This window comes from Brevibacterium sp. CCUG 69071, from assembly GCF_021023135.1.
In the GTDB taxonomy this organism is placed as follows: Bacteria; Actinomycetota; Actinomycetes; order Actinomycetales; family Brevibacteriaceae; genus Brevibacterium.
The window spans coordinates 510142-523616 of sequence record NZ_PGFV01000004.1; the positions used below are offsets into that span (position 1 = coordinate 510142).

The following is a 13475-nucleotide window of genomic DNA, read 5'->3' on the forward strand; positions in this document are numbered from 1 at the left end:
AATGGGCTCGGAACCCGAGGTCGCTCGCGGCCGGGATCCTCCCAGCTCGGCGCGTTTTTCTCAGCGCTCCACGATGAGGTCGCTCAGCGGGGTCGAGCAGCAGGGAAGGAACTTGCCCGCGGCGATCTCCTTGGGCCGGATACCGCCCGCATGGTTCATCTCGACCTCACCGCTGAGAAGCACCGATTTGCAGGTTCCGCACGCCCCCTCTTCGCAGGAGGAGGGGAAGGTCATCCCCGCTTCGACCGCCGCATCGAGGACCGTGGTCGCAGCATCGCAGTCGATGCGCTGACCGCTGAGGCTGAAGTCGATCGCATGGGTGCTCAGCCCTGCCCGCTGCGCGCCGGTCCCGTTCTGCGCACCCGTCCGGTTCCGCCCACTCGTCTCGTCCCGCGCACCGGCCCTGCCCCGGGCACGGGACTGAGCCAGGCGCGCGCCGGGACTCTTCGCGAACACGAACGACTCCTCGTGGACGGCGGTGACACCCGCCTCGGCGAGGAGAGGCCGGACGGTGTCCATATATCCGTTCGGACCGCACACGAAGGTCTCGCGTGCCGCGGCATCGGGGACCGCCTCGGCGAGCACATCCTGCGTGATTCGGCCGCGCCTGCCGGACCATGTCTCGTCCACGGAATCACGTGAGCACATCGTCACGACCCGGATTCCGGGCACCTCGGCGAGCTGTTCGAGCTCGGTGCGGAAGATGATGTCCGCGGGGGTGGCGGCGTTGTGGACGAAGACGATGTCGGTGGGGATCCCGGTCGGGCGGGCCAGGAGACTGCGGACCATGGCCATGATCGGGGTGATGCCCGATCCGGCCGAGAGGAACAGATGCTTGGCCGCAGGGTGGAAGCTCGTGCTGAAGAGACCGTACGGGCCGTCGACATGGAGCAGGTCGCCGACGCGCACCCTCTCGTGCAGGTGAGTCGAGACGATGCCTGTGGGCACGCGCTTGATCGTCACCGTGAAGGTGTTCGTGCCGAAGGGCGCCGAGGAGATCGAATAGCAGCGCTCGAGCCCGAGCTCAGGCACGCGCATCGTCACGTACTGGCCCGGCTCGAAATCGACCGCTGTCAGCCACGGTGCCCAAAGCTCGAAGGTCTTGACGTCGTGGGTCACCTCGGTGATCCGCACGACCTCGACTAAGCCGGTGAGTTCGTCACTGCCCGGAACGTCCCCGCGGGGACCCGGCCGAGCGTCCCCGGCGAGCGCGAGGGCCCCGCCGAGAATCGGCATGGTGTCGACGTGCTCTGCCGCCGGTGCGCTCATGGCGGACCCGGTGCCGACGAGCAGCGCCGGGTGGGTCGTCGCGGGCGGGGCAGTCTCTGGCGTCGGCAACGCTGCCGTCGCAGGAGCCGGCTCGGGAGTCGTGACCAGTTCGGGAGCCGTCGTTGGCTCGAGGGTCTGCCGAACCGCCTCGGCGAGCGTCCTTCGAGGTGAAGGCACACGGAAGATCGCCTTGTTCCTGACTTCCTCGAGAACCGGGGTCAGGGTGTTCCGGCGATATCTCATCGGTCTGCCGCCTTCCCGTCAGTCGCATCTCCGCCACTTGCATCTCCGTCAGTCGCTTTCCCAACTGACACCCTGCCGCCGGTCGCCTTCTCGCGGTGCGCCTTGAGGCGTTCGATGTACCAGGCGCAGAACTCCTCGAGGTGTTCCTCGGTGGGCGCGTAGGGTCCCGGAATGTAGGCCGGTGAGGACACGCCCGCCTGCCCGCGTTCGCAGAAGGCCGCGTCCTGTTCGTTCGTCTTGATCCACACCGTGGTGAGGTTGTCGAGGTCGTAGTCGACGCCTTCCTCGGCGTCGGCGGCGACGAGCCAGGTGGTGCGCACGAGCGTCTTGTCCGCGGCCAAGGGGACCAGGCTGAAGGTCACCACGTGGTCGCCCATCGCATGGAACCACATGTTCGGCTGGACGTGGAGCGAGGCGCGGCCGAGGACGAAGGTATCGAGATCACCGAGGAGCTTCGCCGAGGCGGCCGATCCGTCCATCGTGTACGACTCCCCCTTGCCGTCGAGGGCGGCCCGCTCGATCCGGAATCCGGTGGGACGACCGCTGAGGTCTTCGACGAGTGCATAGGGGATGCCGTTGCGATCGCAGTTGGCGTGCAGCTGGTCCTCTGCGTCGAGATAGCGCTGGTAGGCGGGCATGAGGCGCTTGGGGATCTCTTCGGGCGTGTACCCGTAGGTGGGGAAGAAGGTGCAGGTGAGTTCCGGGTGGCCGGCCTCGCAGTGATAGCACTCGCGGTTGTTCTCCATCACGAGCTTCCAGTTCGAGTCCTCGATGAGGTCGACCTGCGCTGCGACCTTGGATCCGGCGATGTCGTGCGGGGCGATGTAGGGCTCGATCACTTCGGCGACCTCGTCGATGTCCTCGGGTGGGTCGCCGATGCAGATGAAGATCAGACCGCCGATCACGCGGACGTTGACCGAGCGCAGCGAGAAGCAGGCCTTGTCGAAGCCGGGCGCCTGGACTCCGGCCGAGATGAGTTCGCCGGCCGGGGTGTAGGTCCACTGGTGGTAGCTGCACACGATGTTGCCGACCGAGCCGGAGAGTTCGCCGAGCAGACGAGTGCCGCGGTGGCGGCAGACATTGTGGTGGGCGCGGATGTCTCCGTCGTCGTCGCGGATGACGATGACCGAGTAGGAGCCGATGTCGATCGTCACGTAGTCACCGGAATCGGGGACCTCGGCGACGGTGGCGACGAAGATCCATGTCGAGGCGAAGATGGCCTCGACGTCGCGGGCGTAGAACTCGGGACTCGTGTAGAAGGGCGATTCGAGCGAGTAGCCGGGGCGGCGGTCGTCGATGAATCGGTCGATCACGGTCGGATCGGTCGCGGTCGCGGCTGGGGGCATCGTCGTGGTCGCGGACGCGGGCGTCGCGGCGGTCGCGCCGGATCCGCCTGCTCCTGCCGGGGACCTGTTCGTCTCGGGTGCCAGGGTCATGTCGTCCACCACCTCATCGTGATCTCCTGCCTCGGCGATGGCTGACGCCGTCTGCATCTGCAGCGCCGCTTCGACGGTGCCGGTGCAGCCATCGACAGCGTCGGTGCGGTCTCCGGAGCCGCCTTCACCTCTGTCCTCCCAGTGTCCGACTAGGGGCTGACAAAGAAAAGCGAATACTTTTCGTCACAATTGTGCAAAAATATTGCATGATCGATCAGCGCCTCCATGTCCTTCGAGTGCTCGTGGAACTCGGCACCCTCACCGAGGTCGCCCGCCGTCTCGGCTACACGCCGTCGGCCGTATCGCACCAGCTCAGATCCCTGTCGAAGGACCTCGGCATGCCCGTGGTCGAGCAGCGCGGCCGGGGTCTGGTGATCACTCGTGCCGGGCAGCTTCTGCTCGAGCGATCCCAAGAGCTGTTCACTCGGTGGGAGGAGATCCGCGGGGAGCTCGACGGCCTCGGCACGGGGACTCGGCGCAGACAGCTGAGACTCTGCGGGTTCTCCACCGCCGCGGCCACTCTGCTGCCGCCGACGGCGCAGCGGCTTGCACAGCGCTACCCCGACAGTCGGGTGACGATCATCGAGGCCGAGCCCGAAGAGTGCTTCGATCTCCTGCTGGCCGAGCAGGCCGATATCGCCGTGGTCGTGGCCACCGACCCGCTGCCGCCGCGCAGCGATGCGCGGTTCGAGCAGTCTGCACTCTTCAGCGATCGCCTCGATCTGCTCGTCCCCGCCGATCACCGGCTTGCGACCCGTTCGGCGGCGTCGCTGAGCGAGGCCGCCGAGGAGGCCTGGATCCTCGATCGACCGGGTTCGCCGTATCACCGGCTGGTCCGCACGGCTTGCGCCGCGGCCGGGTTCCTGCCCGAGAAGGCGCATCAGTCGCGGGAGTGGGAGACAGGGGCGGCGCTCGTCTCGGCGGGGCTGGGGGTCGCGCTCATTCCGCGCCTGGCGCGCCTCCCGGAGGGCTTCGATGTCGCTCGGGTTCCGCTGCGCGGAGATCCCGTGCCCTCGCGGAAGATCCTCACCGGGATCAGGAGCGGATCCGCCGGTCAGCCGCTCATCGCCGAGGCTCTCGAGGTGTTGGCCGAGGTCTCCGCCGAGGTGGCTCGCCGGGAGATCTGAGCCCCGCCTCGGCGGGTGTCTCCGGCCGGGGCCGGCCCAGGCGCCACCGATCCGGACCGCACCGAACCGCACCCCGCCTCGGCGCACCGGTGAGCGGATCCACATTCCCTCTGCCGGGGATCGGGCATAGAGTCAGAGCGATGATCGGCACGAGGACGGAGTGAGCAATGATGAGCGATGCAGGTGAGAGCACGCAGGGACGACCGGAACCCGGTTCTGGAACGCCTTCCGGCTCCGGGGCCGGCGCCGGGGCTGGAACCGACGCCGGCGCCGGTTCCGCGGCGAATTCCACCGGCTGGCTGCGTCGCACGATCGGCCTGAGGGAGCTCGTCTTCTTCGGTCTCGTGTTCATCGGGCCGGCCGCGGCCGTCGGCGTCTTCGGCACGCTCGACGCCCGTTCGGGCGGCGCCGTGGCCCTCGTCTACGTGGTCGCGACGATCGTCATGGCCTTCACCGCGGTCAGCTATATGCGCATGTCGCGCGAGGTGCCGCGGGCGGGCACGGTCTTCGCCTACGCCTCGGCAGGCATCAGCAGACCGGCAGGATTCGTTGCCGGGTGGATGATCCTCCTCGACTACCTCTTCATTCCCTCCGTGGCGTATCTGTTCACCGGAATCGCGCTCAATTCGATCTTCCCCGCCATCCCCGTGTGGGTGTTCGTGGGTGTGGCCGTGGTGCTGACCACGGGCCTCAATCTCGCCGGGGTCAAGGTCGCTTCGCGGGTCATCACCACGGTCGTCCTCGTCGAGGTGGCCGTGCTCGCTCTCGTGCTCGTCCTCGGGATCGCGCACCTGGCCCAGCACGGACCGACCCGCGATTGGCTCTCACCGCTGACCGGGGTCGATGCGTTCTCGCTGACCGCCGTGCTCGCCGCGGTGTCCGTGGCGGTGCTGTCCTATCTCGGCTTCGATTCGCTGGCGACCTTCTCCGAGGAGGCCAAGGGCGGGCCGCGGATCGTCGGGCGCGCGACGCTGATCTGCCTAGTGCTCGCCGGCGTCTTCTTCGTCGCACAGACGTGGGTCGGCAGCCTGCTCTCGCCCTTGACTCCGGCCGATCTGCAGGCGGATCCCTCGCTGGAGGGGGCCGCGTACTACAGCGCGGTCGATTCCACCCTCGGCGGGTGGGTGCATTGGCTGCTCGCGCTGGCCAAGGCCGTCGGTGCCGCGTTCTCGGCGATGATCGGTCAGGCCGCCGGATCGCGGATCCTCATGGATATGGGTCGGCAGCGGCAGGTCCCGAAATTCCTCGCCGAGGTGGCCCCGCGGACCGGTGTGCCATGGAAGGGGATCCTCGTGGCCGCGGCCGGGAACATCGTCGTCGCCGGGTGGGCGGCGAGCCGTGCCGATGGACTCGACCAACTGACTTCGATCGTCAACGTCGGTGCGCTTACGGCGTTCGTCTTCGTCCAGGCGTCTGTGGTCGGCTACTTCCTCGTCAAACGCCTCGGCAGCGAGAAGCCGAGCTGGCTCAACCACGGGGTGATCCCCGTCATCGGCGCTCTGCTGCTTCTCGCGGTGCTCATCAGCGCGAACCCCTTGGCCCTGCTCATCGGTGCGATCTGGCTGGCCATAGGAATCGTGGTGTACCTGGTTCAGAAGAGACGAGCGGCTCTGCTCCGAGCGTGATGGTTTGAGAGCTCGAAGTTCGTGCCCGCCCACTCGCGGAACACCGCCTGGGCGGAATGGGCGATCGTCGGTGCGAGCTCAAGCCCTTCGGTGACATAGCCGCGCATCTCATCGGCCGGCACCATGGCACCTCCCGTGAGCCAGACGAGATGGACGCTCGCCTTCGGCCACGGGGCGGGGGCTTCGTCGCGGTCATCGTCCGTTCCCATCCGCCACGGCACCGTCAGACCTGCGGTCGCCGAAGGCTCGACGTCGATGCCTTCGGTCTCGTGGAGAACTCCGGCCCCGGCTTTGATCACGTCATCCGGCACCGAGGCGAAACCTGAGATCAGCGGCCCGATCGTCGGCCCGATGAAACGAGAAGGTCTGGCCACCGCGAGTCCGTCCGCGGCGGTGGCGCCGCTCAGTCCGATGTCCTGAACGGCGATGCCGCTGTGCAGACCCGTGCGCACGCCGAGGAACATCGCCGGAGCCTGGCTGGGTTCGACGAAGACGCAGTGGACGTTGTCGCCGAAGGCACGCTTGAGGCCGAAGGTGACCCCGCCCGGACCGCCGCCGATCCCGCAGGGCAGATAGACGACGAGGTGGCTGTCGGAATCGATCGTCACGCCGGCTTCGGCGAACTGCCGATTGAGCCGCTCAGCCGCGACCGAATACCCGGCGAAGAGGCTGATCGAATCCTCATCGTCGACGAAGTGGGTGCGTTCGGACCCCAGCGCCGAGGTGCGACCGGCCTCGACCGCTGCAACGAAGTCTCCGTCGTGTTCGATGACTTCGACACCGTGATCGCGCAGCTCCTCCTTCTTCCAGGCCCGGGCATCGGCCGACATGTGCACCGTGGCTGCGAATCCGAGTGCGGCACTGAGGATCCCGATCGACAGCCCAAGGTTCCCCGTCGAACCGACGACGATCCGATAGGTGCCGGCGATCCTGCGGAACTCCTCGCCGGAGTAGGTGGCGTGGTCGTCAGCGTCGAGCCCGTGCTCGGCGGCGACCGCCTCGGCGTATTCGAGCACCTCATGGAAGCCGCCCCGAGCCTTGATCGACCCGCTGACGGCGAGGCGATCATCGCGTTTGAGCCACAGCTGTCCCGACAGTCGAGTGCCGAACAGTGCGTCGAGCCGCTTCTGTGCGGCGTCCGCCCGGGTCAGCGGAGATTCGATGAGCCCGGGTATGTCGTGCCCGGGCATCTCGAGCCCGACCGCCTCGGGGATGATCGCCTCGGGAAACGTCTCGGCAAACCACGGAGCGAAACGCTCGAATCGCTGGGCGGCGGCGTCGGCCGCGGAGGCCAGCTCCGGCAGTTCCGCTGCGATGTCGGTGTGCGCTTCTTCCGCGCCCCCAGGACCCACCTCGGTGCCGGCGCGGATCCATGTCGTCGGGACGGCTGCGGCCAGGGAGCGGATGATGTCGTCATCGGCTAGATCGGGCGGGAGGTCGCTCATGGAGCGATCCTATCCCGCCCGGTCACCGCCAGGGGCGCAATGTCGGGGCCGCCCGCACCCTCGGACTGTCTCGCCCCGCACCCTCGGACCCTTCCGCCCGGGGCCCCGACTGCTCAATCCTTGACGATGTCCTCGGCGTTCTCGAGCACCTCGGCGAGTTCGCCGAGCCACTGCGTGTAGCCGTCGTAGGTGTAGGCCCGTTTGTCGTCCCAGGTGCCGAGCTGGCCGGCCTTGACCGCGGGGAGAGATTCAAAGATCGGATTGTCCTCGTATTCGGCTGAGGCGTCGTGGACGAGGAGGACGTCTGCGGGGTAGTCGGGCATCTTCTCCCAGGACACCTCGGCCCAGCTGGTGTCCGCACCGGAATCCGGCCCGACCAGCTTGAGTCCGTCGTCGCTGAGCATCTTGGCGACGCCGAGCGCCTTGGCAGTGTAGTTGAGCTCCGAACTGAAGTTCGCGAGCAGCACGGTCAGCCAGTCCTTCTCCGCGGTGATGTCGCGGATCTTCTGCCGCGCACCCTCGAAGGCCTTGCGTTGCTGCGCGATCTCGCCCGTCTCGGTGTCTTTTCCGAGGGCCTGCGCGATCGCTGCGTACTGGGCGAACATCGAGTCCGGGGTGGCGCCGTCGAGTTTGACCGGCACGAATTCCGCCAGGGAGGTGACCTGCTCCTTGAGCTTGTCCTCCCACCAGGTCCAACCGTCGCCCTTCTCGTTGCCGTAGGCGACGATGATGTCGGGATTCGTCGCGGCAAGCGCCTCGACATCAAGCTCCATATCGGTGCCTACGATCTCCACACCGGTGTGATCGAAGGACTTGCCCGGGGACTCGTTCTGGCCGAACCCGTAGACCGCAACCGGCTTGATCCCATAGGGTGCCAGCGCCGCAGCCGAATAGAAGTCCATGGCGATGCGTTCGGCCGGCCGGTCGAGTTCGATGGTCAGACCGTCATATCCCTCCGGGGAGTAGGAGAAGTTCTCGGCGCTGCTCGCGGCCCCCGTGGTCTCAGTCCCCTCCCTCGAGCAGGCGACGAGCGCGAACGGCGCAAGAGCGGACAGGGCAAGGAGCTGACGGCGATGCATCAAGAGCCTTTCGGTGAGCTGAGTTCGGGCAGTGCTGTTCTTCGGTTGTGGCAGAACGACGATGATGGCGACGCGTCCGTTTCGGCAGGACTGCTTGGATCTGGAAATGGCGACTGAGGCCCCCGGCGCGACCGCAAGAGTCCACATTGTGACCGAAATCGACGATGCCGGGTCCACGGTAACATCATTGTGGAAAGGCTTGCCTAACCATTTTGGCGTAGGCTGGCCCATGGACATCAAGGCCGACTGTCAGAGGCACACCGATCACACCGGTGGTCGCCCATCCGATCGGCTCGCATACGATCCCGCGACCCTCGGTGGGATGAGTCCGAAAGTCGCGGAGAATGAAGGAGAATCAGTGTCACGAGCACCCATCGGCGCCTTCGAAGCCACCGTCACCGGCATCGAGGACCTCAGCCCGACCTTCCGCCGCATCACATTCGGCGGACCCGGGCTCGACGATTTCGGCCCCAAGGGACACCCTCGTGATCTTCGCTTCAAACTCATCATTCCGCCCCAGGGTGCTCGTGAACCGCAGTTCGACCTCCTGAGCTTCCTCGCCGAGCAGGAGGAGGCCGGGGTGTCCTGGTACCAGGCATGGCTGCAGGTCGACCCCGAGGTGCGCGGATCGATGCGGACCTACACCGTCCGGCAGTGGAGTGAAGAGAACGGTGAGCTCCTCGTCGACATGGTTCTCCATGTCGACGCCGATGGTCACTCCGGTCCCGCCGCAGGCTGGGCCCAGGCCGTCCAGGTCGGCGACAGACTGCACATCATCGGGCCCTCACGGCATGCCGAAGGTCCGAGCGCCGGTATCGAATTCGAACCCGGTGACGCACATCAGATCCTGCTCGCCGGCGACGAGACAGCCGTGCCGGCCATCGCCTCGATCCTCGATTCAATCAAAGACACGCAGACGCGCGGCAAGGCGATCCTCGAGGTTCCGACCGCCGACGACATCATCGACATCGACGCCCCGGACGGCTTCGAGCTCGAGTGGCTGCCGCGCGGTGATGCTGCGTTCGGCGAGCTGCTCGAGCCGGCGGTCCGGGAGGCTGTGCGTTCCGAGGTTCCGACCTCGTCCGCGCCTTCGTCCTCCCCCGCCGAGGTGGGTCTTGAGGACGTCAACATCGACGAGGAGATCCTCTGGGACGTGCCGGCCGCACTCACCCAGGCCGCGCAGAGCAGCTCGAGTGCGACCGAGAAGGTCGAACGGCCGTTCTACGCCTGGATCGCCGGTGAGGCCGGCCCGGTCAAGCGCCTGCGCCGATACCTCGTGCAGGAGGTGGGCGTCGATCGCAAGCAGATCGCCTTCATGGGCTATTGGCGAGAAGGAAAGGCGGAGGGATGAGCCTGCGTGCTCGCCGGTCGTCCGCACGTCGCCGTCCTTCAGATCTGCGATGTGACCTCGGACGAGGGTGTGTGCTGAGACGACGCGGCCGGTTCGTCCGACTTCGTCCGCAGCGATCGAACTATCTGCGGCCCGATGGCACAGGCCGCTCCGGCCAGACAGAGTACCCCACCGGCGGCAGCCAGCGGCGGTGGGACCTCCCCCAGGAGCAGCCACGCCAGGACGACGACGATCGCGGGGACGAGCAGGCTCGATGAGCTCAGCATTCCCGCTGGGAGGAATCGCAGAGCGTACCCCCAGAGGTTGAATGCGAGGGCCGTCGGAATCACGCCGAGGTAGACGACCTGCAGGGTCATTCCGATGGGTGCCTGTGCCGCCTCGGCGATGAGTCCCGGGGTGAAGACGAGGCAGACCGCGGTTCCGACCAGGATGCCCATCCAGGTCACGGTCACCGAGTCCTCGCGTGAGAGGAAGTGCTTCTGCAGGAGCACGCAGGCCGCGTAGAGCAGAGCGGCCGTCAGGCTCAAGGCGAGTCCGCCGATGGTGAAGAACCCGGTGAAGCTGGCCGCGGTGATCATTCCGATGCCGAACAGCGAGACCGTTATGCCGACGAGGAGTCGCTTGAGCAGGCCTTCGCCGAGGAAGACACCGGCGAAGACGGCGATGATCAGCGGGGCGATGTTGACGATCATGGAAGCGGTGCCGGCGTCGATCGAGCGCTCGGCCGCGTTGAGGACGACGACATAGGCGGCGAACCAGGCGGCGCCCCACAGAACGAGGATCAGCCAGACGATCTTGCCGCGGGGCAGTCTCGGCCGGCGGAACAGCATGAGCGCGGAGAGGACGATCGCCGCGGATCCACCGCGGAGGAGTCCCATCGGGCCGGGCGAGAAGTGCTCCCCCACGTCGCGGATGACGACGAAGGATGACGCCCAGAAGATCATCGTGAGCAGTGCCGCGACCCAGGGAAGTCCCCGCCATCGCGGTAAAGCGGCAATCGCCGCCGAGGTGGTTGTGGCGGTGGTGGCCGGTGCAGTGGTGGCGGTGGGTGCGGCCGTGGCGACCGGAGTGGCCGGTGTAGCTGCGGCAGCCGGCTCGTCTTCGGTACGACCGACGGATCGAGGCAATTCGGAATCGCTGGAGGATGCGTTCATGTACTTGAGTATTCTTCGAACGATGATGAAATAAAAGCGCACACTATTGCACACACGTGTATGATCCTCGTACATTCGGAACATGCACAATGTTGCTCACCTGCAGACGTTCAAGTCGGTGGCCCTGAGTGGATCGGTTCGCTCTGCGGCTCAGTTCCTCGGGCTCTCGCCCTCCGCCGTCAGCCACCATCTCAAACTCCTTGAGCAGGAGACAGGATTGACGCTGTTTCAACGGCAGGGGCGAGGACTCTGCCTGACCGATATCGGATCGGCGATCATGCAAGATGTGGATTCGGTGCTCGACGCTTCTGCACGGTTGAATCAGCGGGTGTCCGACCTGCAGGAGAATCGCATCGGGCGACTCTCGATCGGATACTTCAGCACTGCTGGAAACAGCTGGCTGCCGGAGCTCGTGTCCTACCTTGAACACAGGCACCCCGCCACCACGGTTCAGCTGAATCTGCAGGAGGGAGTGTGGCAGGAGTGCCCGTCGGATATCCAAGTAGTCGTCGCGGACGCTCCCGATGCGTCGTTCCCACCGCAGGTGACGAGTACGTTCCTCGCCGGGGACCCGTATGTGGTGGCAGTACCGGACGATCATGTGCTGGCGGACAGGTCCGAGGTCACTCTGCCCGAGATCGAACCGTTCCAGTGGATCGACAATGACACTGGCGAGGGTCCATGCCGAACGATCCTCTTCGAGGCCTGCGCTCGCGCCGGTGTCCGTGTGCATTTCAAACACGAGGCGCACAGCTTCGTGACTGCACTGCACATGGTCAGTCGCGGTCTGGGCCTGACGATTCTGCCGAGGCTCGGGATCGATCCGCTGCCGGCTGGGGTGACGATCATTCCCTTGGCCGCCCCGACTCCGACGCGGTACATCCATGCGCTCAGCGATCCGGGCCACCCGCAACAGGATCTCATCGCCGACGCAGTGTCCGCCCTCCGCGATCTCGCGAACGATGGAGTCTGCAATAGTGACAGCGATAGGGGCAGCGATAGGGGCAGTGACCGCGACAGGAACAGCGACAGCAAGAGCGTGATCGCCAGCTGACCCGGCCGCCTCACCCGTCGCGCCTGAGAAGTTCGTATTCGGCAGAGTCAGTGTTGATAGCGTGGGCGGCTGCTGAGCTGGATACTCAAGATCTGGTGACGGCGCAGTTCAGTTGCTGTGGTCCATGATGGGGCTGGGCATGAGTTCCATTGAGCCAGAACGTCGCCGAGTACGGAGTCGAGCGTGGGGCCGGGGCTGGGTGTGGGCGCACTTGTCCCCTCACACTCTAGGTGTGGTGTTAATCGTTGAAGAGGGTCTCGATGATGTCGTCGGCGATGAATCTCGAGTGCAGGATCGGGCGTTTCGCTGGATCGATACTCGGTGGTGGGACCGCGGCGGGTCGACCACAGTCAAGCATTGTGATCTCCCAGTCCGACCGGTCCAGCAGGTGATGATGCGCTGAACACAACAGGCAGAGGTTGTTGATATCAGTCTTTCCACCGGCCGCGTGGGGCAGGACGTGGTTGACGTCGCACCATCCGGGTGGGGAGTCACAGCCGGGGAAGATGCAGCCGCGGTCGCGGGCGGTGATGATCGCGGTCTGGTGTTTGTTCGCGAACCTGTTCTCGGTCCGAACGGCCACGGTTCGTCCGGTGTCGTCCATGAGGTTGAAGAACACGCGCCCGTCCAATCCGCGGGAGGTGACTTCGCCCAGTGGGATCCGGTCCCCGGCCCCGGTGCGGGCTTCCCCGGTACCGGTGGCGATATCGGTGGCTTTGGCGGTGATGACCAGGGCGTAGGGAGAGCCTTTCTCGGCTTCTTTCATACTGATACGCCCGATGAGGGTGGCGAAGCGTTCGTAGATCCAGGTCCGTGCCGTGGGTTGGGCGTCGGTGACGTTGACCTCGGTGCCATCGGTACGCACCCCGTATCCCGGACGACCCGACGTAGCAGCGCTGCTGGTTGTGCAATCGTCTGTGTTGGCAGGAGCGTCGGTGGTCTCGCCAGTGGGGTCGGGGGTGGTGGCGTCGAAGACGGCCCAGGGTGGGGCGTCGTGGCGGTCGCCGGTGAACACGGCATCGAGAGTGTTGAAGCGTTCCTGCCCGGGGATCTGGGGCAGTCCACCATTGGGGGCGAATGCCCCACCATCGACAGCCTCGTCGCCGGCAGGCTCGTCCCCGGCAGCCTCTTCGCCGGCAGTGGCGGCAGCGGCAGTGGTGTTCCCGGAGTCGGGATTCTCATTCCCGGTGCCGGCAGTCGGTGTTATCGGGTTAGCGTCTGGGGTTTCGGTGCTGGTGGTGGGGGTTGGTTGGGTGGATTCGATGCGGGAGGTGAGGAGTCCGTGGAGTTCGGCGCCGGTGGTGGGGTCGAGGATCCCGTCGAGTTTCCAGTCGCCGTTGCGTGTGGGGCGGGCGGTGACGAAGTAGTTCTCTCGTTTCGTCTCATCGATCGGTTGGGTGCCGTCGGGGTCGAGGTGGGCGAGGATGCGGCGGAAGATCTCGCGCAGTTCCCGTACGGCGACTTTCGGGGCGTAGGCGACGAGGTCGGCCTCGACTTGGGTTTTCATGTCCTCGGTCGCGGTGAAGGGCAGGTCGGCGAGGCAGGCTTCGATGGTGGTGACTTGATCGGTGGAGAGTGTTCCGTCGTGGAGTTTGTCGGCTACGACGGGGTGTTGGGGTGGCAGTGCTTGTCCGTTGGTGTTGACGCGGCCGCCGAGTTTCTCGGCGAGTTTGGCTCTGCGGTCGGCTTCGC

The 13475-nt window shown here is 66.2% G+C and carries 10 protein-coding genes; 4 read left to right on the forward strand and 6 right to left on the reverse strand.

The window, feature by feature from the left end:
• Positions 1-60: 60 nt before the first annotated feature.
• The gene (locus tag CV023_RS13880) at positions 61-1512 is read right to left on the reverse strand and encodes a hybrid-cluster NAD(P)-dependent oxidoreductase (RefSeq protein ID WP_230746510.1); all 1452 of its coding nucleotides are present in this window, start codon (positions 1510-1512) and stop codon (positions 61-63) included.
• Positions 1509-2948, reverse strand: coding sequence for an aromatic ring-hydroxylating oxygenase subunit alpha (locus CV023_RS13885; RefSeq protein ID WP_442859942.1), 1440 nt, complete (start codon positions 2946-2948; stop codon positions 1509-1511). The genes CV023_RS13880 and CV023_RS13885 overlap by 4 nt, the downstream gene beginning before the upstream one ends.
• Positions 2949-3154: 206 nt before the next feature.
• On the opposite strand from CV023_RS13885, the gene CV023_RS13890 reads away from it, so the two are divergent.
• The gene (locus CV023_RS13890; protein WP_230746512.1) at positions 3155-4075 is read left to right on the forward strand and encodes a LysR family transcriptional regulator; all 921 of its coding nucleotides are present in this window, start codon (positions 3155-3157) and stop codon (positions 4073-4075) included.
• A 167-nt stretch (positions 4076-4242) separates the two neighbouring features.
• Positions 4243-5700: an APC family permease gene (locus tag CV023_RS13895; protein ID WP_230746514.1), complete on the forward strand. Its 1458-nt coding sequence runs from the start codon at positions 4243-4245 to the stop codon at positions 5698-5700.
• Here the strand turns inward: CV023_RS13895 and CV023_RS13900 are convergent.
• Positions 5667-7145 (reverse strand): D-serine ammonia-lyase, encoded by a 1479-nt coding sequence (locus CV023_RS13900; protein WP_230746516.1) that lies wholly within the window; start codon positions 7143-7145, stop codon positions 5667-5669. The genes CV023_RS13895 and CV023_RS13900 overlap by 34 nt on opposite strands.
• 113 nt (positions 7146-7258) lie before the next feature.
• Entirely contained in the window at positions 7259-8224 is a 966-nt protein-coding gene (locus tag CV023_RS13905) for an ABC transporter substrate-binding protein (protein WP_230746517.1), read from the reverse strand.
• 358 nt (positions 8225-8582) lie between these two features.
• Between CV023_RS13905 and CV023_RS13910 the strand changes: the two genes are divergently transcribed.
• Positions 8583-9575 (forward strand): siderophore-interacting protein, encoded by a 993-nt coding sequence (locus tag CV023_RS13910; protein WP_230746519.1) that lies wholly within the window; start codon positions 8583-8585, stop codon positions 9573-9575.
• Positions 9576-9613: 38 nt separating this feature from the next.
• Here CV023_RS13910 and CV023_RS13915 read toward each other — a convergent pair whose 3' ends face one another.
• Positions 9614-10729, reverse strand: a complete 1116-nt coding sequence (locus CV023_RS13915) for a DMT family transporter (RefSeq protein ID WP_230746521.1) — start codon at positions 10727-10729, stop codon at positions 9614-9616.
• Positions 10730-10811: 82 nt separating this feature from the next.
• Between CV023_RS13915 and CV023_RS13920 the strand changes: the two genes are divergently transcribed.
• Positions 10812-11783 carry a LysR family transcriptional regulator gene (locus tag CV023_RS13920; RefSeq protein ID WP_230746523.1) on the forward strand — a complete coding sequence of 324 codons (972 nt, stop codon included), beginning with the start codon at positions 10812-10814 and terminating at the stop codon, positions 11781-11783.
• A 238-nt stretch (positions 11784-12021) separates the two neighbouring features.
• Here CV023_RS13920 and CV023_RS13925 read toward each other — a convergent pair.
• The coding region (locus CV023_RS13925) for an HNH endonuclease signature motif containing protein (protein WP_230746525.1) at positions 12022-13475 on the reverse strand (1454 nt) is incomplete at its 5' end.